Source organism: Lactococcus allomyrinae (assembly GCF_003627095.1).
In the GTDB taxonomy this organism is placed as follows: Bacteria; Bacillota; Bacilli; order Lactobacillales; family Streptococcaceae; genus Lactococcus; species Lactococcus allomyrinae.
Genome location: NZ_CP032627.1, coordinates 2,432,392 through 2,457,041 on the forward strand (window position 1 = coordinate 2,432,392; position 24,650 = coordinate 2,457,041).

General features: G+C 38.0%; 28 protein-coding genes and 3 tRNA genes. 21 read left to right on the top strand and 10 right to left on the bottom strand.

The window, feature by feature from the left end:
- Window positions 1-273 precede the first annotated feature (273 nt).
- Both D7I46_RS11560 and D7I46_RS11565 read right to left on the bottom strand, forming a co-directional pair.
- Window positions 274-777, bottom strand: coding sequence for a DUF2325 domain-containing protein (locus D7I46_RS11560; protein WP_120773006.1), 504 nt, complete (start codon window positions 775-777; stop codon window positions 274-276).
- A 49-nt stretch (window positions 778-826) separates the two neighbouring features.
- Window positions 827-914, bottom strand: a tRNA-Ser gene (locus D7I46_RS11565).
- A gap of 167 nt (window positions 915-1,081) precedes the next feature.
- Between D7I46_RS11565 and D7I46_RS11570 the strand changes: the two genes are divergently transcribed.
- The 11 genes from D7I46_RS11570 to D7I46_RS11620 all read left to right on the top strand — a co-directional run bounded on the left by D7I46_RS11570 (window position 1,082) and on the right by D7I46_RS11620 (window position 7,886).
- Window positions 1,082-1,918, top strand: coding sequence for an energy-coupling factor ABC transporter ATP-binding protein (locus D7I46_RS11570; protein WP_120773007.1), 837 nt, complete (start codon window positions 1,082-1,084; stop codon window positions 1,916-1,918).
- 313 nt (window positions 1,919-2,231) lie between these two features.
- Entirely contained in the window at window positions 2,232-3,137 is a 906-nt protein-coding gene (locus D7I46_RS11575) for an energy-coupling factor ABC transporter ATP-binding protein (RefSeq protein ID WP_120773008.1), read from the top strand.
- Window positions 3,133-3,933 carry an energy-coupling factor transporter transmembrane component T family protein gene (locus D7I46_RS11580; protein WP_120773368.1) on the top strand — a complete coding sequence of 267 codons (801 nt, stop codon included), beginning with the start codon at window positions 3,133-3,135 and terminating at the stop codon, window positions 3,931-3,933. Before D7I46_RS11575 ends, D7I46_RS11580 begins: the two co-directional genes overlap by 5 nt.
- A gap of 108 nt (window positions 3,934-4,041) precedes the next feature.
- Window positions 4,042-4,653 carry a VOC family protein gene (locus D7I46_RS11585; RefSeq protein ID WP_120773009.1) on the top strand — a complete coding sequence of 204 codons (612 nt, stop codon included), beginning with the start codon at window positions 4,042-4,044 and terminating at the stop codon, window positions 4,651-4,653.
- 72 nt (window positions 4,654-4,725) lie between these two features.
- Window positions 4,726-5,424, top strand: coding sequence for a 2,3,4,5-tetrahydropyridine-2,6-dicarboxylate N-acetyltransferase (dapD, locus tag D7I46_RS11590; RefSeq protein WP_120773010.1), 699 nt, complete (start codon window positions 4,726-4,728; stop codon window positions 5,422-5,424).
- 9 nt (window positions 5,425-5,433) lie between these two features.
- A complete protein-coding gene (locus D7I46_RS11595) occupies window positions 5,434-5,667 on the top strand; it encodes a hypothetical protein (RefSeq protein ID WP_120773011.1) in 234 nt (77 codons plus the stop codon).
- Between the two features lie 35 nt (window positions 5,668-5,702).
- Window positions 5,703-5,951, top strand: coding sequence for a hypothetical protein (locus D7I46_RS11600; RefSeq protein WP_120773012.1), 249 nt, complete (start codon window positions 5,703-5,705; stop codon window positions 5,949-5,951).
- 16 nt (window positions 5,952-5,967) lie between these two features.
- A complete protein-coding gene (locus D7I46_RS11605; protein WP_120773013.1) occupies window positions 5,968-7,095 on the top strand; it encodes an N-acetyldiaminopimelate deacetylase in 1,128 nt (375 codons plus the stop codon).
- A gap of 24 nt (window positions 7,096-7,119) precedes the next feature.
- Window positions 7,120-7,515, top strand: a complete 396-nt coding sequence (locus tag D7I46_RS11610; RefSeq protein WP_120773014.1) for a hypothetical protein — start codon at window positions 7,120-7,122, stop codon at window positions 7,513-7,515.
- A 165-nt stretch (window positions 7,516-7,680) separates the two neighbouring features.
- Window positions 7,681-7,754: transfer RNA gene (locus tag D7I46_RS11615), tRNA-Arg, on the top strand.
- Window positions 7,755-7,812: 58 nt separating this feature from the next.
- Window positions 7,813-7,886: transfer RNA gene (locus D7I46_RS11620), tRNA-Pro, on the top strand.
- 332 nt (window positions 7,887-8,218) lie between these two features.
- On the opposite strand, the gene D7I46_RS11625 is transcribed toward D7I46_RS11620, so the two are convergent.
- Complete coding sequence (locus tag D7I46_RS11625) at window positions 8,219-8,785, bottom strand: TetR/AcrR family transcriptional regulator (RefSeq protein WP_120773015.1); 567 nt, start codon at window positions 8,783-8,785, stop codon at window positions 8,219-8,221.
- Between the two features lie 129 nt (window positions 8,786-8,914).
- On the opposite strand from D7I46_RS11625, the gene D7I46_RS11630 reads away from it, so the two are divergent.
- From D7I46_RS11630 to add, 5 genes are all read left to right on the top strand, one after another.
- On the top strand, window positions 8,915-9,769 hold the full coding sequence (locus D7I46_RS11630) for an SDR family oxidoreductase (RefSeq protein ID WP_120773016.1): 855 nt from the start codon (window positions 8,915-8,917) through the stop codon (window positions 9,767-9,769).
- 478 nt (window positions 9,770-10,247) lie between these two features.
- A complete protein-coding gene (gene rpsD, locus D7I46_RS11635; RefSeq protein ID WP_120773017.1) occupies window positions 10,248-10,859 on the top strand; it encodes a 30S ribosomal protein S4 in 612 nt (203 codons plus the stop codon).
- A 214-nt stretch (window positions 10,860-11,073) separates the two neighbouring features.
- On the top strand, window positions 11,074-13,209 hold the full coding sequence (locus D7I46_RS11640; protein ID WP_120773369.1) for a Tex family protein: 2,136 nt from the start codon (window positions 11,074-11,076) through the stop codon (window positions 13,207-13,209).
- Between the two features lie 250 nt (window positions 13,210-13,459).
- Window positions 13,460-13,903 carry a SprT family protein gene (locus D7I46_RS11645; RefSeq protein ID WP_120773018.1) on the top strand — a complete coding sequence of 148 codons (444 nt, stop codon included), beginning with the start codon at window positions 13,460-13,462 and terminating at the stop codon, window positions 13,901-13,903.
- 382 nt (window positions 13,904-14,285) lie between these two features.
- Window positions 14,286-15,317, top strand: coding sequence for an adenosine deaminase (add, locus tag D7I46_RS11650; protein WP_120773019.1), 1,032 nt, complete (start codon window positions 14,286-14,288; stop codon window positions 15,315-15,317).
- Between the two features lie 25 nt (window positions 15,318-15,342).
- On the opposite strand, the gene D7I46_RS11655 is transcribed toward add, so the two are convergent.
- The 4 genes from D7I46_RS11655 to D7I46_RS11675 all read right to left on the bottom strand — a co-directional run bounded on the left by D7I46_RS11655 (window position 15,343) and on the right by D7I46_RS11675 (window position 19,002).
- Window positions 15,343-15,780: a nuclear transport factor 2 family protein gene (locus tag D7I46_RS11655; RefSeq protein ID WP_120773020.1), complete on the bottom strand. Its 438-nt coding sequence runs from the start codon at window positions 15,778-15,780 to the stop codon at window positions 15,343-15,345.
- Window positions 15,746-16,141: a MerR family transcriptional regulator gene (locus D7I46_RS11660; RefSeq protein WP_120773021.1), complete on the bottom strand. Its 396-nt coding sequence runs from the start codon at window positions 16,139-16,141 to the stop codon at window positions 15,746-15,748. Before D7I46_RS11660 ends, D7I46_RS11655 begins: the two co-directional genes overlap by 35 nt.
- Window positions 16,142-16,594: 453 nt before the next feature.
- Complete coding sequence (gene rnjA, locus D7I46_RS11670) at window positions 16,595-18,280, bottom strand: ribonuclease J1 (RefSeq protein WP_120773023.1); 1,686 nt, start codon at window positions 18,278-18,280, stop codon at window positions 16,595-16,597.
- Between the two features lie 491 nt (window positions 18,281-18,771).
- Window positions 18,772-19,002, bottom strand: coding sequence for a DNA-directed RNA polymerase subunit epsilon (locus tag D7I46_RS11675; RefSeq protein WP_120773024.1), 231 nt, complete (start codon window positions 19,000-19,002; stop codon window positions 18,772-18,774).
- Window positions 19,003-19,369: 367 nt separating this feature from the next.
- On the opposite strand from D7I46_RS11675, the gene tsaB reads away from it, so the two are divergent.
- The 5 genes from tsaB to D7I46_RS11700 all read left to right on the top strand — a co-directional run bounded on the left by tsaB (window position 19,370) and on the right by D7I46_RS11700 (window position 22,607).
- Window positions 19,370-20,098, top strand: a complete 729-nt coding sequence (gene tsaB, locus D7I46_RS11680) for a tRNA (adenosine(37)-N6)-threonylcarbamoyltransferase complex dimerization subunit type 1 TsaB (protein ID WP_120773025.1) — start codon at window positions 19,370-19,372, stop codon at window positions 20,096-20,098.
- Complete coding sequence (gene rimI / locus D7I46_RS11685; RefSeq protein ID WP_120773026.1) at window positions 20,052-20,627, top strand: ribosomal protein S18-alanine N-acetyltransferase; 576 nt, start codon at window positions 20,052-20,054, stop codon at window positions 20,625-20,627. Before tsaB ends, rimI (D7I46_RS11685) begins: the two co-directional genes overlap by 47 nt.
- Complete coding sequence (rimI, locus tag D7I46_RS11690; protein WP_120773027.1) at window positions 20,617-21,072, top strand: ribosomal protein S18-alanine N-acetyltransferase; 456 nt, start codon at window positions 20,617-20,619, stop codon at window positions 21,070-21,072. Before rimI (D7I46_RS11685) ends, rimI (D7I46_RS11690) begins: the two co-directional genes overlap by 11 nt.
- 135 nt (window positions 21,073-21,207) lie before the next feature.
- On the top strand, window positions 21,208-22,227 hold the full coding sequence (tsaD, locus tag D7I46_RS11695; RefSeq protein ID WP_120773028.1) for a tRNA (adenosine(37)-N6)-threonylcarbamoyltransferase complex transferase subunit TsaD: 1,020 nt from the start codon (window positions 21,208-21,210) through the stop codon (window positions 22,225-22,227).
- A gap of 176 nt (window positions 22,228-22,403) precedes the next feature.
- Window positions 22,404-22,607: a DUF4649 domain-containing protein gene (locus tag D7I46_RS11700; RefSeq protein ID WP_120773029.1), complete on the top strand. Its 204-nt coding sequence runs from the start codon at window positions 22,404-22,406 to the stop codon at window positions 22,605-22,607.
- Window positions 22,608-22,713: 106 nt separating this feature from the next.
- On the opposite strand, the gene D7I46_RS11705 is transcribed toward D7I46_RS11700, so the two are convergent.
- The 3 genes from D7I46_RS11705 to D7I46_RS11715 all read right to left on the bottom strand — a co-directional run bounded on the left by D7I46_RS11705 (window position 22,714) and on the right by D7I46_RS11715 (window position 24,592).
- The gene (locus D7I46_RS11705) at window positions 22,714-23,190 is read right to left on the bottom strand and encodes a GyrI-like domain-containing protein (protein WP_120773030.1); all 477 of its coding nucleotides are present in this window, start codon (window positions 23,188-23,190) and stop codon (window positions 22,714-22,716) included.
- A gap of 49 nt (window positions 23,191-23,239) precedes the next feature.
- Window positions 23,240-24,043: a hypothetical protein gene (locus D7I46_RS11710; protein WP_120773031.1), complete on the bottom strand. Its 804-nt coding sequence runs from the start codon at window positions 24,041-24,043 to the stop codon at window positions 23,240-23,242.
- 96 nt (window positions 24,044-24,139) lie between these two features.
- Entirely contained in the window at window positions 24,140-24,592 is a 453-nt protein-coding gene (locus D7I46_RS11715) for a hypothetical protein (RefSeq protein WP_205570817.1), read from the bottom strand.
- Between the last annotated feature and the right edge of the window lie 58 nt (window positions 24,593-24,650).

Below are 24,650 nucleotides of genomic sequence, written 5' to 3' on the forward strand. Positions count from 1 at the left end.
CGTTGTCGACACACTAAGCGTTTATTCGCTTTATATCGCGATAAGGCGAAGTGATGCTAAAGTCGCTATTGTACGAGATCTGATCCCACGTGTAACCTTTCAAAGCTGTGAAATGAGAAAAGCATTGTTTTTTCCAATTGGTGCAAGACAGTGTAGCTAGGTTAGCTAGTACAAATAGAAAAAATAAACTCTGTCAGTGCGCTGACAGAGTTTTTAGTCGTTGATTTTATGCTTATTTTGTTCGAATGAACTGTCAGCAGACTGACAGAAATTTTATTTGAATAATTTACCAAAATCAATGTCATCATCATCAATTTTGACTTGTGCTAATACTTTTTTTAGCGGTAAGTTTTTCTTTTTTGTTTTTAGATAGGGGTGTAGTTCCTGACGTTTAACAGTTTCTTGAAGAACTTTTTGAGGTTCATTCTGAGTTTTTGGATTTTTTTTAAGTGACTTATTTGGGGATTTTGGTAACACAAAATTTTCTGATGGAAATGTTTCGTTGAGTTTATTGATGATGGTTTCAATGCCAAAGTTACTGCCAATCCAAAAAGGTGTACCAGTCATTTTGCAAGCCTCTTTGGCAAATCGGATAGAATGATGTGCAACGTTGCGATTGCGCATGATGACAAAGTCAGCCTTTGCAACAAGTTGATTGATTTCCGAGCGGTTTGGTGTTTTTTTGTCAAAGCCTAAAAAAGTAACACCTACTTTTGAAAGAAGCATCTGTAAATCTCCCCAGTATTTTGCCTCCTCAATGACTAATAATGTTTTCATTAACACTCATTTCTAACAAAAAACGAACCCAAATAGGTTCGTACGGATAAGGAGAGAAGGGGATTCGAACCCCCGAAACGCTTTTGACGTTTACACACTTTCCAGGCGTGCTCCTTCGACCACTCGGACATCTCTCCGCGACCTTTCTATTATACCAAATTTACGTGAAAAGTTGTCAATGAAAAGCGCTGACAGAAATTTGTCAGTGCTTACAACGGTTTGTCAGTGAACTTTTTGACAAAAAATAGTACGAAATATAAAAGTAAGTCACGCAAAGAAAGCAAAATTTGATATAATAGGGGCTATGAATAAAATTCTCGAAGTAGAAAATTTAGTTTTTAAATATGAAAAAGAAAGCGATGTGAATCAGCTTAATGGTGTATCATTTTCAGTGGAGCGAGGAGAATGGTTGTCCATTATTGGACAAAATGGCTCTGGTAAATCGACAACTGCACGCTTAATTGATGGCCTTTTTGAAGAGTTTGAAGGAACAGTTAAGATTGATGGCGAGCTTTTGACGAAGGAAAATGTCTGGTCTCTGCGCAGAAAAATTGGGATGGTTTTCCAAAATCCAGATAACCAATTTGTAGGAGCAACCGTTGAGGACGATGTGGCTTTTGGTATGGAAAATCAAGGGATTATCCGTAGTGAGATGTTGCGTCGTGTAGATGAGGCTTTGGCTGCGGTTAATATGTTAGACTTCAAAACGCGCGAGCCTGCACGCCTTTCTGGAGGTCAAAAGCAGCGCGTGGCTGTAGCTGGAATTATTGCCTTACGTCCAGAGATTATCATTCTTGATGAGAGTACCTCAATGCTTGACCCAACAGGACGGGCAGAGATTATGCGTGTGATTCGTGAAATCAAAGATAAATATCACTTGACAGTTTTGTCTATCACGCATGACCTTGATGAAGCAGCAAGTTCTGATCGGATTTTAGTGATGAGAGCGGGCGAAATTATCAAGGAAGCGGCACCATCGGAGCTTTTTGCGACAAGTGAGGATATGGTGGAGATAGGTCTCGATGTTCCATTTTCATCAAACTTGATGAAGGATTTGCGTACGAAGGGTTTTGAGTTACCAGAGAAGTACTTATCAGAAGATGAGTTGGTTGAATTTTTAGCTAAGGATATTCAAAAATGATAATTCGTGAAGCTGTTGAAGAAGATTAGGCAGTTTTAAATGAATTCGACTTTTGTACTATCCTATGGCTTTATCTTCACTTTCTACTTAAATATTAAAGTTTATGTTTTATTCTTGAGCTCCTTTTTAAGTCTGTTAAATGGGAAAACTTAATCTTCGCAAGGCTGTAGTTTATCTAATAATTCTTTTTAGAAAAATATTAGACAAACGAGCATCAGCACAGGAGATTAGTGAGCTCTGTGCTGATTTTACATTATAGAGTTGATAAACACTGAACTAGCAATAATTTCCACAAAGAATTTTGAGATGAAATATGAGTATTAAATTTGAAAAAGTAAATTACACTTACCAACCTAATACCCCTTTTGCAAGTCGAGCGCTTTTCGATATTGACTTGGAGGTTCAAAAGGGAAGTTACACAGCAATTATTGGGCACACAGGTTCTGGTAAATCCACACTTTTGCAGCATTTGAATGGACTTTTGCAGCCGACAGAAGGGACTGTTACTGTCGGAGATATTGTCGTTAAATCAACGAGCAAGCAAAAAGAAATCAAACCTGTCCGCAAAAAAGTAGGGGTTGTTTTCCAATTTCCAGAAGCGCAGCTTTTTGAGGAAACAGTGCTAAAAGATGTAGCTTTTGGTCCTCAAAACTTTGGTGTATCAAAAGAAGCAGCCGAAAAAATCGCGGCTGATAAACTTCAACTTGTAGGACTTGCTGAAAATTTTTGGGAGAAATCACCCTTTGAACTTTCTGGGGGACAAATGCGTCGCGTTGCGATAGCGGGTATTCTCGCTATGGAGCCAGAGGTATTGGTGCTTGATGAACCAACGGCTGGACTTGATCCTAAAGCCCGTATTGAGATGATGGAACTTTTTGAGAGCATTCATGAATCAGGTCAAACGGTCGTTTTAGTGACACATTTGATGGACGATGTCGCAAATTATGCGGATTATGTCTATCTTCTTGAGAAGGGACGTATTATTAGTTGCGGAACGCCAGAAGATGTTTTTCAAGAAGTTGATTTTTTGAAGTCACATGAGCTGGGTGTACCCAAGGCAACAGAATTTGCGAGTCAGTTGCAGAAAACTGGAGCTGTTAGTTTTGAGAAGTTTCCCATTACACGTGATAATCTTGTCAGTATGCTGACAGAAGCAAAATTTGGTGCTGACAGAAATTTGTCAGGACTGACAGATAAAAAAGGAGGTGAACATCATTAATAATATGCTTATGGGACGCTATATCCCAGGGAACTCTATTATTCATAAAATGGATCCTCGCTCAAAACTGTTGGTAATGATTGCTTTCGTGGTTGTCATTTTCCTTGCACATGACTGGCTGGGCTATCTTCTCCTTTTGATTTATACTTTTGTAGGAGTTAGCTTGTCAAAGATTTCTGTAAGTTATTTTCTAAAAGGCTTGCGGCCGATGCTTGGCTTAATTCTATTTACAGTGATTTTCCAGATGCTCTTTACTCCTGGAGAGACGGTTCTTTTCCATCTTTGGTTTATCAAAATATCAACGGAATCATTGATTAATGCAGTATATATCTTTTTTAGATTTGTTTTAATTATTTTCATGTCAACTATTTTAACTTTGACAACACCTCCATTGACCTTAGCAGATGGGATAGAAAAAGGGCTTGCTCCGTTGAAAAAAATCAAAGTCCCAGTACATGAATTAGGCTTGATGTTATCTATTTCACTTCGCTTTATCCCAACTTTGATGGATGATACAACGATGATTATGAACGCTCAAAAGGCACGTGGAATGGATTTTGGTGAAGGGAATTTGCTTCAAAAGATTAAATCCGTCATTCCAATCCTAATTCCACTTTTTGTCAGCAGTTTTCGTCGTGCTGACGACTTGGCGATTGCAATGGAAAGCCGTGGCTATCAGGGAGGCGATGGGAGAACGAAATACCGCCAGCTCAAATGGTCGATGCGTGATAACACCCTTGTCATAAGCATTATTATCATGGCGGCACTTCTGATTTTATGGTCTAAATTTTCGTAAAATGATGCTAGCTCATCGTTAAAACCAATAAGATTTTATATCACAACGTCAATATATTGTTGTTTTTCATAATGAATGAAATGAATTCATATCTTAATAGGAGAAAAAATGATTACCCTAAATGTAAATAGTCTTGAAAATGCAGAAATTTTTTGGAAAGAACTCGGCTTAGAAGATGAAATTGCACTGAATGAGGACTTTAACTGTGTCCCTCAAACACTAGCGATTTCGGTTGAGTATATTGATGAAATTCATGATAAAGTTGTAGCGCTTGGATTGCAGGTAAGTCCAATTACAGAAAGCATCAATGGTAAGCATATGTTCAGTTTTGTAGCGCCAGAAGGGAATACATTTATCCTGATTGGTGAATGGGTTGAAGCCCCTTATACAAGCGAATTACGCACAGAATTTTTTAACAATATGGAAAATGTTGAAATTTTACCAATTGAAAAGCTGTCAGCATTGACAGAACCTGCATTTGTACTCTTTGGGCGCGTAACTTGTCCCTGGACACGCAGATTTGTCAAACAGCTTCCAGACTTTTCTGACACGAAGATTTATTATATTGATACAGAAAATACAGACATAAACCCAGACTTACAAAAAGTTCGTCAAACTTACGAAGCGCCAACAGTACCAACCTTTATCAAGATAAATGCTGATGGAACATTTGTTAAATTTGACAGCACAAAAATATCACTTACAGACTTCATAAAATAAGATTTTTTACTGACAGAAAGGCTGTCAGTAAAATTTTAAAACGAATTATCAGAAAAAAGGGGAAAATTACAAATGCAAGCACAAAAATTATCAGCTCAAGAAATCATCCAATTTATTGGCAATGCCGAAAAGAAAACGAATGTCAAAGTAACGTTTGAGGGGATGCTTACAGGAGCTTTGCCAGAAAATGTTCTTCATATTGGCAATCATCTGTTTGGTGACTGGAAAGACGTTGAACCACTCTTGTCAGCGCTGACGGAAAATAAAGATTACATTGTCGAATTTGATGGTAGAAACTCTGCTGTACCAATGCTTGACACACGCTATCTCAATGCACGGATTGAGCCAGGTGCCATTATTCGTGACCAAGTGACCATCGGAGATGGTGCGGTGGTTATGATGGGAGCCATTATTAACATCGGTGCCGAAATCGGTGATGGGACGATGATTGACATGGGTGCGGTACTCGGTGGTCGCGCGACAGTCGGCAAACACGCTCATATTGGCGCAGGTGCGGTACTTGCTGGTGTGATTGAGCCAGCAAGCGCTGAGCCCGTTCGGATTGGCGATAATGTCCTTGTCGGTGCCAACGCGGTCGTCATCGAGGGCGTGCAAGTAGGCGCAGGCTCAGTAGTTGCAGCAGGTGCTATTGTCACTCAAGATGTCCCAGAAAATGTTGTTGTAGCAGGAGTTCCAGCTCGTATCATCAAGCAGATTGATGAAAAAACACAACAAAAAACAGCGCTTGAAGATGTGCTGAGAAACTTGTAAAATATAAAAATGAATGAACAAGCTTATCCATACATATACAATCAAAATTTGATAGGTTCAAAAAGTTCTGTACGCGGTAAAAATACTTTTCGGCTCGACCGCGCAAAGGAACAGGCGACACTTGAAAAAGTGCCACTTAAAAGAATAATTGATTATACAAATGAATTTTTGAAACTTACTGGAATAAATTTGATTAAGAACCCCAAATTTAAAATTCCAATCGACTATGAAAAATTAAAATAGATTATAACTTAAAAAATAAAAAAGATATTGTTTGGATGAAGTTCACTAAAGGTGGTTTTCTAGGAGTTATTGCTGTAAGTGACGATATAAATTTTAATTTAGGCACTACCTCAGGAATTATTATCAGTAAATTGAATAAAAAATGGGATGATTCATTTGTATTGATATTTCCACTAAAAAATATTCCAAGTGAATTAAAGCGTGGAGATATTGAATGTGGAATTGGGAATTATCTTGTTGCTAAAGGCGTTCCGATTCTAGATTATTACTCTCATAAATTTTAAAAAAGGTAAAAATAATATGCTAAACCTCATAAAAATCCGCCGACATCTCCACAGTATCCCAGAAATCGGCTTACAAGAACACGGAACACAAAAATACCTTTTAGAAGTTATCTACAAAATCATAGAAAATAAACCGTTTGCCGAATTAAAAACTTGGCAAACAGGGATTTTAGTCATGCTTCATGGTAGCCATGCTACGAAAACGATTGGTTGGCGGACGGATATTGATGGCTTGCCAGTCGAAGAGCAGACAGGTTTGCCTTTCGCCAGCAAAAATGGTAGGATGCACGCTTGCGGACACGATATTCACATGACGACAGCGCTAGGTTTGCTTGAACAACTTTCTGAAACACAACCACACGAAAATCTGCTCTTTCTCTTTCAACCTGCTGAGGAAAATGAAGCAGGTGGTAAACTCATGTATGACGAAAATGCTTTTGGTGATTGGAAACCTGATGAATTTTATGGGCTTCATGTTCGTCCAGAGCTTGCGGTTGGAGACATTGCGACAAATACGCATACGCTCTTTGCAGGTACTTGCGAGGTTGAGCTGACCTTTAAAGGTAAAGGCGGACACGCCGCTTTTCCTCATGAAGCCAATGATGCGCTTGTTGCTGCCAGTTATTTTGTCACACAAGTGCAGACCATTGTCAGTCGTAACGTTGACCCACTTGGCTCAGCTGTTGTTACTTTTGGAAAAATGGAAGCAGGAACAACAAATAATATCATCGCAGAAACAGCATTTCTCCACGGAACAATCAGAACATTGACTCAAGAAATGAATACGCTGACACAAAAACGTTTGACTAAAATTGCACAAGGTGTTGCGCAATCGTTTGATATGGAACTTGACCTTAAACTCAAACAAGGCGGCTATCTTCCTGTCGAAAATAATCCCAAACTTGCTTCAGAGCTCATGACTTTCTTTGAAGATGAAGCAGCGGTCAATTTGATTGACATTGAACCTGCCATGACAGGCGAGGATTTTGGATACCTCCTCTCAAAAATCCCTGGTGTGATGTTTTGGCTTGGTGTTGATAGTCCTGCACCTCTTCATTCAAACAAGATGACACCAAATGAGGCGGTGCTTGATTTTGCAGTGGAAAATATCGCAAAGTTTTTGAAAATGAAAACAAAACGTTAAATACTTATTTTAGATAGAAGAACAATGAATTCAAGAATATATTTACAACCTGATGCAGTACCAACGCAAGATGATATTCGTACAGCAAATCGTATTTTTCGCCATTTTGGCAAAGAGGTCACCTTTTTGCAACGACAAGGTGAGGACTTTCCAGATATTACAATGAATCGATTACGTTGGGCGATTTTCAACTTTACAGATGGAGAAGAAGAAACTATATTAAGCAAGGAGATAGTAAAATCACCCAATGTTATTATTGATTTTGCTAACTTTGATGGTGATGAGAATAATTCAGCAAGACTCTTTCAAGAACTGTTTGAGGCAAATGAAGAAATTGCAAATCTTGTTCTTGTGAAGAAGTCAGAGCAAGTGACAGAATTTGTGAAGGAAAATCAAAATAAAGCTAAACGTAAAAAATAGAAAATATAGAAGTGTAAGCCAGTTTAGAGTGTAGAATATAGCTGAACTGGCTAGTCACTTACTGGAGAGCTAAAGAATATTATCTAAAATTTTTTCGGATAAATGAGTTTATTCTTGACAGTCAAGAGTAAAATTGATATACTGATATAGTCGTTTGAGAGAAACGCAGGCGTGGCTCAACTGGATAGAGTACCTGACTACGAATCAGGCGGTTGTAGGTTCGAATCCTACCGCTTGCATAAACAAGATGTGACGAAAGTCACTTTTTTGTTGAAATAGCTAATTCAATATTTGCTACGGGAAGTAGCTCAGCTTGGTAGAGTACTTGGTTTGGGACCAAGGTGTCGCAGGTTCGAATCCTGTCTTCCCGATTACCGACTAACCCTAACTCATCTTTCGTGGATGAGTTTTTTTGATATCAAAAACTATATAAACCAGTCAACTTTAAAAATAATGAACATCGAATATGAAAGCTCGCAAAGCTGTCCTAAGCAACCTTATATGACATGAGATAAATGTGCAAATCATCATCATCATGAGTTTATCAGAAGGAAGACTTAGAATCAAAAACTACTGATAAAAAAATATAAACTGTTACGACTAAGGTAACGAAAATTTATGAGAACAGTATTTCACAGATTGACCGAAGAATTATTAAAAAACTGGTGTTTTTATGCAAAAGATACCCCTTTGTACTCATTTTTCACATTCTCAAATCCTTTAAAGTCTGTATGTGTAAAGAAATAGAGTTGGAGATTAATATTGCCATCTCTTCGTCATTTTCAATCATACCGTTTTTGCACCAAGTCATCAAAACTTGATAAATACCACCTGCTAAAAACTCAGAACTGTATAGTTTATATTCTGCTGAACATTCAATTGAACACATTATCTCTGTACTAAATATTTCCATAAATTTTATCAACTGACTAAAAAATAGATGTCCTAAATTTGCACTTAATAGTGTATTGATTAAAGTCTGATGTTTTCTAAAATGTTGGAAATATAATTGCATCATTTTATTTATCTCAATACTATTATGCCTTAAAAGATTACCGTAATCATTGTATATGTTATCAATACTTTCTATAAGAATATCCTCAATAATTGAATAATTCCGATAGAAAGCCATTCGCGATACACCTGCCTTTTGTGTAAGTTCTGTTATTGATATTGAATAGAAATTTTTTCTTTTCATTATTTGAATTAAAGCTTCAAATAGACACTCTTTTACTAATTGGTTTTGTTCTTGATTATATTTATTAGTCATGAGGCAATTTCTCCTTATTTGTAACACCTAGTGAAAAATCACTTGTAATAATCATTTCATAATACTATAATTTGTTAGGAGTTGCAAATGTAACTTCTAATGATGTAGATATCCAAAGGAGAAAATAAAATGAAAACATGGTTTATTACTGGTGCAACCGGTGGATTAGCTAGTCAACTTACTAAACATCTTTTAGAAAGAGGGGATCGTGTCGTTGCCACAACCCGTAAACAAGGGAATCTTGATAAATTAAAAAAACAATATGATTCTCAATTATGGGAGTATCATTTAGATTTAACAAATCCCCAACAAATAGAAGATATAGTAACAAAAGCATTTGACGAATTAGGTACAATAGATATCATAGTTAATAATGCAGCCTATGGACTTTATGGTGCTGTAGAAGAAATTAACGATGAACAGACGGAGCGACTATTTCAAACAAATCTGTTTGGCTCAATAAGAGTTGCTAGAGCGGCACTACCATTTCTACGCAAACAAAATCAGGGACAAATTGTTCAAATATCAAGTATGGCTGGTCATTACTCTTCACCAGCTATGGGTCTATACAGCGCTTCAAAATGGGCTGTTGAAGCTGTTTTTGAAGCATTATCACAGGAAATAGCTCCATTTGGTATTAGAACTACAATAATTGAACCTGGTGGGATTCGTACTGAATTTGCTGGAGATAAAGCTGTTTTTGGAAAAGAAATAGACGACTACAAGGATACTCCAGCAAGAAATGTCACCAATTTTATGAAAAATCCTGGTTTAACTAATGAGCAACTAAAAAAAATGATTATCGGTGACCCTGATAAAATGTCACTACAAATTATTGATAGTGTTGATCAAGTGAAAAGTCCACTACGTATTGCATTAGGGAGCGATGCTTACACAAAGATACATAACGGTTTAACTGAAAGATTACAAAAATTAGAAGCTCAAAAAGAACTCTCAAAATCCACAGATGCAGATGATGAGTAGTAAATTTATCTCTAGAGCGTTAGGGAAATCAGCTGATAAAATCAAAGATAATATTGGACGAAGTAGGTGGGACAAATTTTTAGTCTTCAATAAGTTTTGGATTTCAAAAAAATATAGAAAATACTAAATCATTGTTAGAATATATGTGGGGATAGATTATTAATAAGATGAGTATTGTAATATCATAATGGTTTCTAGTGAATCGCTAATGATTTTACAACAAGTGATTATAATCAAATATAGTTAATTAGAAAAAGGGTTTATAAGGTTAATTTAACACACCACTACACTAAAGTTTCTTGACAATCTTTCAAATTTTGGTATAATGAAAAGGTTGAATATAGCAGTCAGCTAGAAAGTCGTCAACATTTCGGCGGTTCCAAGTAAGTAACCGAAGCTATCAGGCGAAGTCGAAATGCACGAATTCGAGGCTGATTATCTCTGTATTCCTCAGAAAAATAGAGGAGGACATTATAAAATGTCACGTTACACTGGTCCATCATGGAAACAATCACGCCGTTACGGTATCTCACTTACAGGTTCTGGTAAAGAACTTGCACGTCGTAACTATGTACCTGGGCAACACGGTCCAAACAATCGTTCAAAACTTTCTGAATACGGTCTTCAATTGGCTGAAAAACAAAAACTTCGTTTCTCTTATGGAGTTTCTGAACGTCAATTCCGTAATTTGTACGTTGCAGCAACTAAAATCAAAGAAGGAACTGTTGGTTTCAACTTTATGACTTTGCTTGAACAACGCCTTGATAACGTTGTTTATCGTCTTGGTTTGGCTACTACTCGCCGTCAAGCACGTCAATTCGTTAACCACGGGCATATCCTTGTTGACGGAAAACGTGTAGATATTCCTTCATATCGCGTACAACCTGGTCAAGTGATTTCAGTTCGTGAAAAATCTATGAAAGTTCCTGCAATCCTTGAAGCTGTTGAAGCAACCAAAGGTCGCGCTAACTTCGTATCATTTGATGCTGATAAGCTTGAAGGAACACTTATTCGTCTTCCAGAACGCGACGAAATCAACCCAGAAATCAACGAAGCACTTATCGTCGAATTCTACAACAAAATGATGTAATCGAGTATCACTCGAAAATGGAGAAGCCCTTCGAGGCTTCTTTTTTTAATAATGTTCATACATCCACCAATTTTGTAGTAAAGTTTATCTCTGAATTTGTAATTATTATCTTGTGCTTGGACAGAAAAGAGTTTGAGAGAGTTGAAGTCCTATGTAAAATGACAATGTCCAAGTCTATATTTTTGAAGTTTAAGAGTAATTAGAAATGGTTCAAATGGAAAATAGTAAAAAAATCGCTGAACAGCTTAATATTAAAGTTTCTCAAGTTGAAAAAGTGTTGGAGCTGACTGCTGAGGGGAATACAGTTCCTTTCATTGCACGTTATCGTAAAGAAGCGACAGGTTCACTTGATGAGGTTGAAATTAAGCGAATTATTGATGAAAATGACCTGCTGACAAAACTGACAGAGCGTAAGTTGTCAGTGCTGACAAAGATTGAGGAGCAGGGCAAACTGACGGATAAGTTGAAACAGCAAATTGAAACTGCTGAAAAGTTGTCAGAGGTTGAGGATTTGTATCTTCCTTATAAAGAAAAACGTCGAACAAAGGCAACGATTGCTAAAGAAAATGGTCTTTTTCCATTAGCGCAATTGATTGTCAGAAATGCGGCTGATGTGGAGGAACAAGCGAAAAACTTTGTCAATGAACTTTTTGTCAGCGCTGACAAGACTTTGCAAGGGGCAATTGATATTCTGTCAGAAGCGATTTCTGAGGACGCAACTTTGCGTAGCTGGTTGCTTCGAGAAATTAAGTCCAATAGCTTACTGACAAGTAGTCTTAAAAATGATAGTAGCGATGACAAACAAGTTTTCCAGATGTATTATGATTTCTCAGAAAAAGTTTCTGATTTACCCAATTATCGTGTATTAGCGCTTAATCGGGGAGAAAAATTGGGGATTTTATCGGTCAAGTTTGATAATAATGAAGATAAGATTTTGCGTTATTTCGCTGCTCGTTTTACTGCTCAGAGCAATAAATATATGCTAGTTGCGATTAAAGAGGCGGTCAAGAAAAAGTTGATTCCAGCGATGGAACGTAGTGTTAGAACTGAACTAACAGAAAAGGCAGAAATTGCTGCGATTGAAGTATTTGGCGAAAATCTGAAAAATTTGTTACTTGTTGCGCCTCTTAAGGGACGTGTAGTCATGGGCTTTGACCCTGCTTATCGGACTGGGGCAAAGCTTGCAATTGTTGATGCTACGGGTAAGTTGCTCATGACAACAGTGATTTATCCAGTTAAGCCAGCATCAGCTAGTCAAATTGCACAAGCGAAGAAGGATTTGGCACAGTTGATTCGTGAATTTGGCGTAGACATGATTGCGATTGGAAATGGTACAGCAAGCCGGGAATCAGAATCTTTTGTCGCTGAAGTATTAAAAGAAAATGAATTTTCTAATGTTTACTATGTGATTGTTAGTGAATCAGGCGCATCAGTCTATTCTGCAAGTGAACTTGCAAGAGAAGAATTCCCAGAATTGACTGTCGAAAAGCGCTCTGCGATTTCTATTGCTAGACGTCTTCAAGACCCTCTTGCTGAGCTGGTCAAGATTGAACCAAAAGCCATTGGTGTGGGACAATATCAGCACGATGTTTCTGAGAAAAAACTCACGGAAAACTTAGATTTTGTGGTTGAAACAGTGGTCAACCAAGTTGGTGTAAATGTGAATACGGCCAGTCCAGCACTTTTGTCACACGTTGCGGGTCTTAATAAAACACTTGCACAAAATATCGTAGCTTACCGAGAAGAAAATGGCGCACTGGGTACACGTTCTGAGCTAAAAAAAGTGCCACGATTGGGGGCAAAAGCCTTTGAACAAGCCGCAGGATTTTTGCGAATTCCTGAAGGAAAGAATTTACTGGATAATACGGGTGTTCATCCAGAGTCTTATTCTGTTGCTGAGCAAATATTACGTGAAACAAGCGCTGACAAGAATCCGTCAGTACTGACAGAAATTTCGTCAGTAAAAATTATTGAGCTGTCAGAGAAATTTGGTATTGGTCGTGAAACTTTAATAGACATCATCGCAGATTTACAAAAGCCAGGTCGTGATTTGCGAGAGACCTTCGATGCTCCAATACTTCGTCAGGATGTCCTTTCCGCCAGTGACTTACAGGTAGGACAGCAACTTGAGGGCGTAGTACGTAACGTTGTGGATTTCGGTGCTTTTATTGATATCGGAATCAAAAATGATGGATTGGCACACGTGTCAGACCTCAGCAAAAATTTTGTAAAAAATCCAAGTGATGTTGTAGCAGTTGGACAAATCGTTACAGTCTGGGTCAAATCAATTGATTTACAACGTGGAAAAATCAATCTGACACTTGTTAATCCGCGAGAAAAAGATAAGTAAATGTATCTTGTCATTTACTTATATGAAAGCAACAGATAGCTCTGACAGAAGTATCAATCACTGACAGAATTCTGTCAGTGTGCAACCTCTAGGAGTTACAACTAAGCAATTTCTTCGGGGCAGCAAGTACGGAGTTGAAGTCGTAAGTAAGTACCCCGCAGGATAGCTTGTAGCGTTATAGAAGTCTGCTCATTGCTGACAGTGGTCCTAGAACTTCTGTCAGCATACTGACAAAATGAGAGGAGAGAAAATGTTAACTAACCAAGAATTGACAGATAAAATCTGCAAAATTTCTCTCTCAAAATTCTCCCTTTCTTTTGAGCATCAAGCTTATTGGAATAATAGACTACGTACAACTGGGGGAAGATTTTTCCCAAAAGATTTGCATTTGGATTTTAACCCTAAGATGGCTGAACATCCCGAGTTTGAGCGCATCATTCTACACGAACTAACACATTATCATCTCTATCGTGCGAAACGAGGTTATAAGCACAAAGATACAGATTTTAAGCGACTGCTTGCTGAAGTTAACGGTTTAAGATACGCTCCAACTGTGGAACATAAAAAATATAAGTATCAGTACACTTGCTCTAAGTGTGGTCAAACATACATAAGACAGCGAAAAATTAATGTGCAAAAATACCGTTGTGGAAATTGTTACGGAAAACTAAAAATCATAAAAAATATCCCTTAAGGATATTTTTTATTAGATGAATGGATAACTTATTCACAATTTATCCTGAATTTGTCCTCAATCTGTTAATAACTTGATAAAAAATGTGTATAAATTGACCCCAAAAGGATGTAAATGCAAACTTTCATTTATCCACAAGAATAACTATGATTGATTTTTTAACTTAGCAAGTGCGTGCTAATTCCCCCACCAATGAAGTAATCACTTTAATCTCATTTGATTTTCAGAGCTTTCATCTAAGAATCACTATACTGTTCATTCACTAAGCGACAGGTTCTATAGCAAATGCAAAGCAATATGGTTCATTTTTTGCTTTTTAGTCCAAAAAGTCGTAAAATAGTAAAAATATATTTGCTATCTTGATACAAAAAAGGAGAAAATCGTGCTCAGACCAGAAACCATCGCTCAAATGCCCAAAGTTGAACTTCATTGTCATCTTGATGGCTCGCTCAGCCTTTCTTGCATCAAAACACTTGCAAAAAATGCAAAAATTAATCTAAATCTAACAGACGAAGAAATTTTGGAAAAGGCACAAGCACCAGAAAATACACGTAATTTACTGGAATATCTTGCACGTTTTGATTTTGTTCTCCCACTTTTGCAAAGCTACACCAACCTTGAGTTAGCAGCTTATGATGTGGCGCGCCAAGCAGCTTTGGATAATATACGATATATTGAAATTCGATTCGCCCCTGAGCAGCATCTTCTGCAAAATCTAACCCTTGAAGAAGCGGTGGAAGCTGTGGTTGCAGGTTTGTCACGTGCAGAAGAAAATTTTGATATTATTGCTAACGCACTCGTTTGTGGCCTTCGTCAGAGTACATTGGAGAAATTAGAAAAATTGCCTCCTATTTTTGATCATATCAATGACTCTCACCTTGTTGGTTTTGATTTAGCAGGTGATGAGTTAAATTATCCACAGCAGAAATTTTCTGGTTTATTAGCTCAAGTGAATGCTAGAAATGTTCATATCACACTCCACGCTGGTGAATGCCCACATTGTGAACAAAATATTGTCGATTCTGTCAATATGGGAGCAACGCGTATCGGCCATGGAATCATGAGTAAAAATCTACCCGAATATCAAGAAACATTGATTTCCGAAAAGATTGTGTTAGAGATGGCACCAAGTAGCAACTTTCAGACAAAATCGGTCACACGCATTGAGGACTATCCTTTCAAACAGCTCTATGATATGGGCGTACACGTCACTCTAAATACTGATAATCGAACAGTGAGTAATACCACGCTGCAAAAAGAATATGAAAAAATTTCAACTTGGTATCCTGATTTTGGGATAGAGGACTTTGAGCAGATTAATCATTACGCTATTGACGGTGCTTTTATTGATATAGTGGAGAAAGAAGCATTACATTTTAAATTTACTGATGAATATAAAAAAATCTCTGATTAAATCAGGGATTTTTTGTGATATCTTGTTATTTTAATACTCGGTTTTCAATGACATCTGCATAGAGAGCACGGTGTTTGAATTTCCAAGTATTAGCAGTTTTAATCAAGGTATCTTTGTATCGGAGGTAAGCAATCATTAACGATTTTGAACCATCTTCGGTGATGGTAACGTGATGTGCAATGGTATAAACATAGGCATTTGCCGTTGTTGCTTGTTCATCTTCCAAGTCAATTGATACCTGACCAATGAAGTGAAAGGTTGTTTCATACTGTTTGAGTGTTGAAAAAGCATCAAGAAGTTGTTCAGAAGTTGTTATTTCCTCAGGAGCTCCATTATTCCAAGGGTAGTAAACACTCATTCCTCCGTTTGTGTCAAAAAGTTCAAATTGTGCCTGAGTTTTCCTAGAATCTGCAAAGGTTGCATAGTCATTAATCAGTTGTTGAATTTGTTCTTTGTTGTTCATTTTTGAATTTCTCACTTTCTTGTTGAGCTAATTTTTCATGGAGAGTTATTTTGTTGGCCAAAAATTCCCGTGTTTTCTGGAGTTCAAAAAATTTTCTGTCTAATTCCAATGCTGTTTTATATAGTAATTTGACAGAAAGTTGATGGTTCTCATAGTTGTCAAAGATTTTATGAATATCTTGTAAAGATACACCAGCGGTACGATAATGTAAAACAAGTTCAAGCCTTGTTAGACTTTCTTCATCAAAAACTCGATTTCCATTATTGTCTCGGGGAACTTTAAGAAATCCTTTTCGTTCATAAAAACGGATGCTTGAAGCAGGGACATTAAACTGTTTCGAAACTTCTTGAATAGTGGGCATTTGTTCTCCTTTTGCTCTTCAGAGATAAGTATAGCACCTTAAACCTTGTTTAAGTCAAGTGATTTATTTAAAGTAAATATGTCCCCACCCTATGGGGTAGATGAGGATGAGTAGAAATTTAATTCAGTAATGCTGTTGTCTACTGCTATTGCAGGTTTAACCTGTTAGTATGACCCTTGGTTGTAACGCACTAAAGTAAAGCATGGCGAAGATGGCGGCTAAAAGAGGGAAAATGTCTCGCGAAATAAACAACTTCATCAAAAAAGTCCTCTTATTCGAGGACTTCATTAGGTATGAACTTTTATCAAAGCAAGTGCGTGCTATCTCCATCCTTTGGGATACACTGTCGATGCTCGCCACGGTGCTAAAGTGCCTAGTCGGAATGGCAAGCCTTGAATTTCGTCCGACTAAGTTCAATGGTGGATCGAAACTCCCACTGAATAAGTCTTGATTTCATTTTTCATCAGGTGTCATAATCATTGGTACAACCAATGGTTCACGTTCTGTTTGTTTGTAAAGAAAGGGGCTAAGTGCTTCACGCATTGCTCTGGCAACAGAAGCTTCATTTGCATTTTCTTCGTTCATTGCTTCTCGAATGGCGTTGAATAAAACACGTTGACCACTACGAATCAAGTCACCAGACTCGCGCATATAGATGAAACCACGTGAAAGCATATCTGGCCCAGCAAGGACAGTTTTATTTTCGAAGTCAACGGTTGCAACTGCAAGAACAATTCCGTCTTCTGAAAGCTCATGCCGATCGTGAAGTACAGCATTTCCGACATCACCAATACCAGAGCCATCAACATAAGTGTCACTAGCTGGGAAATGGTCAGCATAGCGCGCACTATCTGAAGTCAGAGCTAACACATCTCCGTTTTCAAAAATAAAGCAATTTTCTTTTGGAACACCAGTGTCTTGAGCAAGACCTGCATGAATTTTGAGCATACGGTATTCACCATGAACAGGCATGAAGTATTTTGGTTTAATCAAGCGAAGCATAAGTTTTTGCTCTTGTTGCCCACCATGACCTGAGGTGTGAATATTATTCATTTTGCCGTAAATCACTTCTACACCAGCTTCAGCGATTTTGTTAATGAGTTGGTTAACTCCGTGGGTGTTACCAGGGATTGCATTAGATGAGAAAACTACTGTGTCACCCATTTGTAGAGTGATGTGGCGGTGCATTCCGTTTGCAATACGGCTAAGCGCTGCCATCGGTTCACCTTGTGAACCAGTACACATGATAACGAGTTCATGTGAGGGATATTGATTGACCTCATTTGGCTCAATAAAGGTCCCTTTTGGTGCCTTAATATAGCCAAGCTCTAGCCCATTGACAATGGCTTTTTCCATTGAACGCCCAAAAACGACAATCTTACGACCAGTTTTTACTGCGCCGTCAACAGCTTGTTGTAGACGGAAAATATTTGATGCGAATGAAGCAAAGATGATACGACCCTCAATACGTTCAAAAATTTTCATGATGCTGGCACCAACCACTTTCTCAGAGTGAGAAAAAGTAGGGATTTCAGCATTTGTTGAGTCCGAAAGCAACAGTAAGACACCTTCTGTACCAAGTGCTGCCATACGGTGAAGGTCAGCTGGAACGCCAACAGGTGTAAAGTCAAATTTGAAGTCACCAGTGGCAACGATTTTTCCTTGAGGCGTATCCACAACAACAGCGATAGGTTCTGGAATAGAGTGAGTAGTACTAAAGAAGCTCAAGCTTAAATGGTTAAATTTTATTTCACTATCAGGGTGGATTTCATAGAGTTTAGCATCGCGTAAAAGTCCATGTTCTTCAAGTTTTCCACGAATCAAGGCAAGAGATAGCGGTCCTGCGTAGATGGGGATGTTTGCTTGTTTGAGAAGGAATGGAATCCCACCGATATGGTCCTCATGTCCATGCGTGATAAAGAGACCTTTAATACGGTCAATGTTTTCCACGATATAGGTATAATCGGGAATGACGTAGTCAACTCCAAGAAGTTCATCTTCTGGGAACTTGATACCGGCATCAATGATGACAATCTCGTCTTTGTATTCGACACCGTAAGTGTTTTTACCGATTTCGCCGAGTCCACCGATAGCGTAGACTGCAACTTCATCAGATTTTATTTTTAATTGTTTTGGCATATTTCTCCTGTTCTAAGACTGTTTAAGGGTTAAAAGTTAAAGTTTGTATTATGTTAGCTATCTATTTATACCAGTGCGATTTATGACTACACTCAGCACGCTTTTTATCAGTTTTGCCTGTTTGATATGTGGTCTATTAGATATAAATGAGCAAAGCTCATGATGAACATTTGTTGATTTTTATAGAGTCTTAGCTATAGTAGTTGTTTTACATTATGACACTGTGAAAATGAGAAATTAACTTTAGAAATTAAACAGTATTAAATATATTCTTGCATATTTGTATTTGGTTGATTTAGTTTGTGAGAACTCTATCTTTTCTTCAAACTGAGTTGATGATGCTAACGACTTTTTGTATCAATTGAATGAATTATTTTGTACCGTAAGCTATTAAATTTATTTATATTATTTTTTGTACGACAAAATCACTTTAAACTACTATCATTTTTGACAATAATCTAAAGTGGTTTGGTTTTTCGATTAATTGAAAATTAGAAGCTTGTGATTTCAAAAACGCCAGTTTCTTTTTCATATTCTACAGCTTCGTCTGTGAGTCCATCAATGAATTCAATATGGTATTCAGTGTTTTTGGCGAGGAGTTCGCGGGCAATGATAATACCATCAGGGATGTTATTGACATCAATATCAAGGTACAATGTTTCGGTTGTTTCGCGTCGTGGTGAGCGGCTTTTATCTTTTTGGTAGAAAACTTTAAAAATCATTCTATATTACGAGCAGGGGCTCGTTCCTTTCATGGTGGTTCGTGTTTGCTGTTCTTTGCAATTACTATTATTTTAGCATAAATGCGTAAAAATGGAAAGTTGATACTCATCCATCCTTGATTTTGTATTATAAAGCGTTGTCATATTTTATAGGGGTGGAACTTGTGAGTGAAGCGTGGTAAAATGTAGAGAAGTACATCTTGGAATTATATAAAAGTAAGGGATGTGGTTTTATATTGTATACTAGATTAACTTTAAAATGGTACATTTTATTAGTTAGTCTGCAAGCGTAATTAAATAAAAAACGGAACGTTTTTTAGCTAATTCAAGTGTAGGTAAGCATATTAAAACTAGATTGATAATAAAAATGAAAATATTAGCATTAGATAGTTCTTCAATTGCATTGTCCGTAGCTCTCGTTGAAGCCGGAAAGTTGCTTGGGGAAGTTAATTTAAATTTAAAAAAGAATCATAGTACAACACTTATGACGACGATTGATTTTTTGATGGAACAAGCGAATCTTGAGGCAAAGGATATTGACAGAATCGCTGTGGCAAATGGACCAGGTTCGTATACGGGACTGCGTTTAGCTGCAACTGTTGGGAAAACTTTGGCTTATTCACTGAATAAAGAAATTGTTGGTGTGTCAAGTTTGTTGTCAATAGCCCGTAGGGTCAAAGAAGCAGAATATTTGGTTGTTCCTGTAATGGATGCAAGACGTGGCAATGCTTATGCAGCGGTTTATCAGGATGGGGAATCTGTCATTGCTGACCAACATTGTGTTTTTAGTGAATTTCTAAGTCAATTATCATCTGATTGTTCTGTCAGTGCTGACAGAGTTGTTTTTACGGGTGAGACAGAGCAGTTCCTTGAAGATATTGAGCGAGCTGGTTTTGACAGAGGTCAAGTGGTTACTGACAGCTTACAAAAATTGCCGTCAGCATATGAAATTGCGAAGGTTGCGGAGCATCTCACTCCTGAAAATGTGCACAGTTTTGTGCCAAACTACCTAAAAAAAGTAGAAGCTGAAGAGAAATGGTTGGAAACTCATGAAGAAGCTGAAAACGCTGCTGACAACTACGTTCAAAGGGTTTAAGAGCAAAAGTTTTAATCCACGACGTTATCTTGAAATGGTGGATGTCGAATTGGAACATGACAAGGATGGGGTGCATTATCGTTTGGCTGAGCGTTCGGATATTGTAGCGTTGCTTGCGATTGAGCGTGATGTTTATAATGGTGATATTCCATGGACATTTTCACACTTTGAGCATGAAATTGTGAAAAATAATGATGCTTTTTTTGTGGTTGCTGAACTATCTGGAAGTGTGGTGGGGTTTGTTGGCACACGCATTAATCATCATGGTGCTGATGCTCATATTACAAATTTGGCAGTTTTTAAGGCATTTCAAGGACGACAAATTGCTTCAACGCTGATTGGTCAATTAGTTCAGCTGATGAGTTTGCTTGGAAAAAGTGAGATGACACTTGAGGTAAGACGTGATAATACCAAGGCTCAAGGGCTTTATCGAAGGCAAGGTTTTGAAACGACTAAAATTCTTCCACAGTATTACGAGGATGGTGGCGATGCCATTTGGATGGTCAAAAAGCTAAGACATGAAAATTAGAAGATTGACACACGAAGAACGTTGTGCTGACAAGAGTCTGTCAGTACTGACAGAAATAATTTTAGGGATTTTGTTGGAAAATTATGACGAGACACCGTGGTCAGCTCATTACATTGCAACAGATTTGGCTAATGTTCATTCACATTATTTTTTGGCAGAACTAAACGAAAGAGTGATTGGCTTTTTAGCAATTTCTTCGTTTATGGATGAGATTGAAATTACAAATATTGCTGTTTTACCTGAGTTTCAAGGACATGGCGTGGCGAGTCAGTTACTGACAGAATTGTCAGTATTTACGGGAACGATATTTCTGGAAGTTCGCGAGTCAAATCTTGTAGCACAAAAGTTATATGAGAAATTTGAATTCAAAACTTACCATATCAGAAAAAATTATTATGACAACCCGCGCGAAAATGCGTTGCTTATGAGAAAAGAACAGTTTTGATGACAGCCTTGGCAGTCGTTCTGCATTGGCGACTTCTGGTGCACTTTTTGTGCCAGAACAGGTGCGAAGCACCATAAACCATTGTGTTTTTTGCAATGGTTTAGCTATAGTACAAAGATTAAGAAGAAAAGATTGATGAAAGATAACTACATATTAGCTTTTGAAACATCTTGTGATGAAACTTCTGTGGCTATTTTAAAAAATGGCACAGAATTATTGTCTAATATCATTGCAAGTCAAATCAACAGTCACAAACGTTTTGGCGGTGTTGTGCCTGAAATTGCCAGTCGGCATCATGTGGAACAGATTACAGTTTGTATTGAAGCGGCACTTGAAGAAGCAAAAATAAGCGCTTCTGAGCTGACTGCTGTTGCAGTGACACAAGGACCAGGGCTGAATGGTGCATTGCTTGTAGGTATAATGGCTGCTAAGACTTTTGCCTGGGCAAATCATTTGCCGTTGATTCCTGTGAACCATATGGCAGGTCACTTGATGGCTGCGCGCTTGGTTGATGAGATTGAATATCCAGCGATGGCGCTCTTGGTTTCGGGCGGACACAGTGAATTGGTTTATGTTGAGCGTGAGGGAAATTACAAGAAAGTTGGAGAAACACGTGATGATGCGGCTGGCGAAGCTTATGATAAAGTAGGACGTGTCATGGGGTTGACTTATCCAAGTGGGAAAGTGATTGATGAACTTGCGCATAAAGGACAAGATACTTACCATTTTCCACGTGCAATGATGACGACAAATGAAGTTGAATTTAGCTTTTCTGGTCTGAAATCAGCATTTATCAATCTCGTGCATAGTGAAAATCAAAAGGGAAATGATGTGGTAAAAGATGATTTAGAAAATCTCGCAGCATCATTTCAGGCGGCGGTAATTGACGTTTTGGTCGCAAAAACTAAACTGGCTATTGAGAAATATCCAGTGAAAACTTTGATTATTGGTGGCGGTGTTTCAGCAAATCAGGGTCTGCGTGATAGATTGAATGATGAAATTATTGAGCAAAAGCTGATTGTTCCTCCTCTTAGACTTTGTGGGGACAACGCTGGAATGATAGCAGCGGCAGCATATGTTGAGTGGGAAAAGGGAAGTCGTGGTAGTCTTGCGCTGAATGCTAAACCAAGTCTTGTATTTGAAGATTTAGCTTGATATCATAGCTAATTACAGCATGAAATGAGAGCTAGATATCTGCTGCTAACCTTTTTTACCTTGTGGCTTGAACTATGATTTCAGCAGCATAGTGAAGCGAAGATAAGAGGGAACGAACGAAGTTCCTGTCGGATTTTAAAGTGGAAACATCTCTTCATTTTTTGAAAGGAAAGTTAATGCTAAAAATTAAAGGAAAAACGTTGTCAGGATTTATATTTGACGATGAGTTTGAAAGTGTTGCCGAGTTTATTCAGCTTCAATTGGAGGATTTTCCAGCAATGGATGATAGTGTTGAGATTCTAAATGTTGAGATTGATGAAGAAATTTATCATTTTATGGGTAACGCAGGCGAATTATATTATGAGCTGAGTAAACAATAAAAAATGCACTGATAGAAGCTTCTATCGGTGCATTTTTTATTCGTTTTATATTTGAGGAAATACTGAATAATGGCTAAACCAAGAACAGCTATCAATGATGTTTTGTTTATTTTTTTACGACAGGTACCCAGAATTCACCATAGGCAGTACCGTCTTCGTTAAGTTTACGGTAAGTTGCATTGGGGCCACCGATGTAGGCATAGTCAGTAATCTGGCTGAGAACTTCACCAAATGCGCGATAGGTCAGCTCGTCAAATAAACTTTCAGGCACCCCATTGCCTGAAACGACGATATATTCGCTTTCTGGAAATTCAATAATCCGAGTTGCATCAGCGAGTGTTTTGCTTGTCTCGACCGCAAAGTAATTCCAGGGCTTGCCTTGATAAACTTCATTGACTGACCATTCAAGTTCATTTTTAGCTACATTTTTAAGTTTTTCAAAGCGTCCATCGGACTTGAGAGATTGCCAAAATTCATTCTTTTCAGCAATGAGCGCTTGAGGATCTTGAAAATCTGCTTGGATAGTAAAGCCATAACCGACTAAACTAAAGGCAGTTTTGTGTTCTAAAGTATATTCTGACATTTTTACGCTTTCTATATTTTGGATTGACTGATAGATTTTTGCTCATCAATCATTTGGGGCTGACAACAGTTAGTTCGTGAATAGACCGACCCTTGTCGTCAATAAAGAGCAGCCAACTGTTTGTTCCAGCGAAGTAGAGAAAATAGCTCACTTCATTGACTGAGCGCAGGATAATATCTTCAGTCGTTACCCAGTTTTTGTTATCAAATCGTGTTTTATGCTCATCGCGCAATGTTTTTGTAAAAGTCCACGCTAGGCCAAGAGAACCATCAGCGCGCTTTGGACATTCACTGTCTGGTAACATTTTTGCACCTTTTTTAATCCGCATTTCAGTGGATTTTTCCCAGATAATATCAGCCTTTGCGCCTTGATAATCCACATGAAAGACAATGTCCGCAATGGCTTTTTTCCAGCGGTGCTGTGCTTTTGGCGAGACAAATTTCTTCTTTTCAAGTTTGATGTCAAAAGCTGAAAGTGCTGACAGAAATTCATCAGCCGCTTTGGCACAGGCGTTGTAGATGTTTTTGGGCAATTTGAGGGCTTCAGGTTTTGCGACTAATGTCAGACCGCTTTCTTCTGCGGTTTCCACGAGATATTGGGTCAGCTGCGCCGTTTCCAAGTCGTAACCAGCAGGATTCAAAATCACAATCTGGTCAAACTCTAGCTTTGGAATCAGCGCTTTGTCGCTTGCAATCAGCTTGATTTGCCGTTTTTTCAGCAAAAAGAAAATCTCATTTTTGTCTAATTTGAACCGAGCATGATTGCCATCAAACAATCGTAAATGTCCGCCAGAAGGCAGGTCAATCCTGATTTTCTGCCCGTCCAGCGTTACGGTGAATGTTATTTTTTTCATAGTCATATTTTACCACGGATGAGCCAAAAAGTTACTGACAAATTTTCTGTCAGTAACTTTTGAGTCCGTCAGTGTACTGACAGAGTTGTCAGCCGCTTATTTACTGATTTTTTCAGCGCGCAACCAGAGTTCGCCGTGCCCGTCAGCACTGACAAAAGCATAGTTTCCCGGACCTACATATTTGTAATCTGTAATCTCTTGCAAAAGTCCGCCAAATACTTTTCCTGTCAGTGTATCAGCAGTTTCATTCTCTCCTGAAACAACGATATAATCACCCGCGAGAAAGTCCAGCACTTCTGAGCTTTCAATATCAAAGTCCCCCATTACACCGAAACCGCGCCATGCCTTACCATCTATGACATAATTGATTTGATATTCTTGACCATCAGAGGCTTGAAGTAATTCAGCAAGTTTTCCATTTTCAGTAATCTCTGCTTTCTTTTCGGCAGTTTTTGCAGCATTTCCTGTCCAATCGTTAAAGTCATCAAAAGTTACGCCAAAGGCAGTCATTTTGTAGTCGTTGTCAATGTGTTTAATCGTGTAAGTCATAATTGTGCTCTTTTCTTTTTTTGATAAAATAAGTATAATCATTAAATGTATCAAAAAA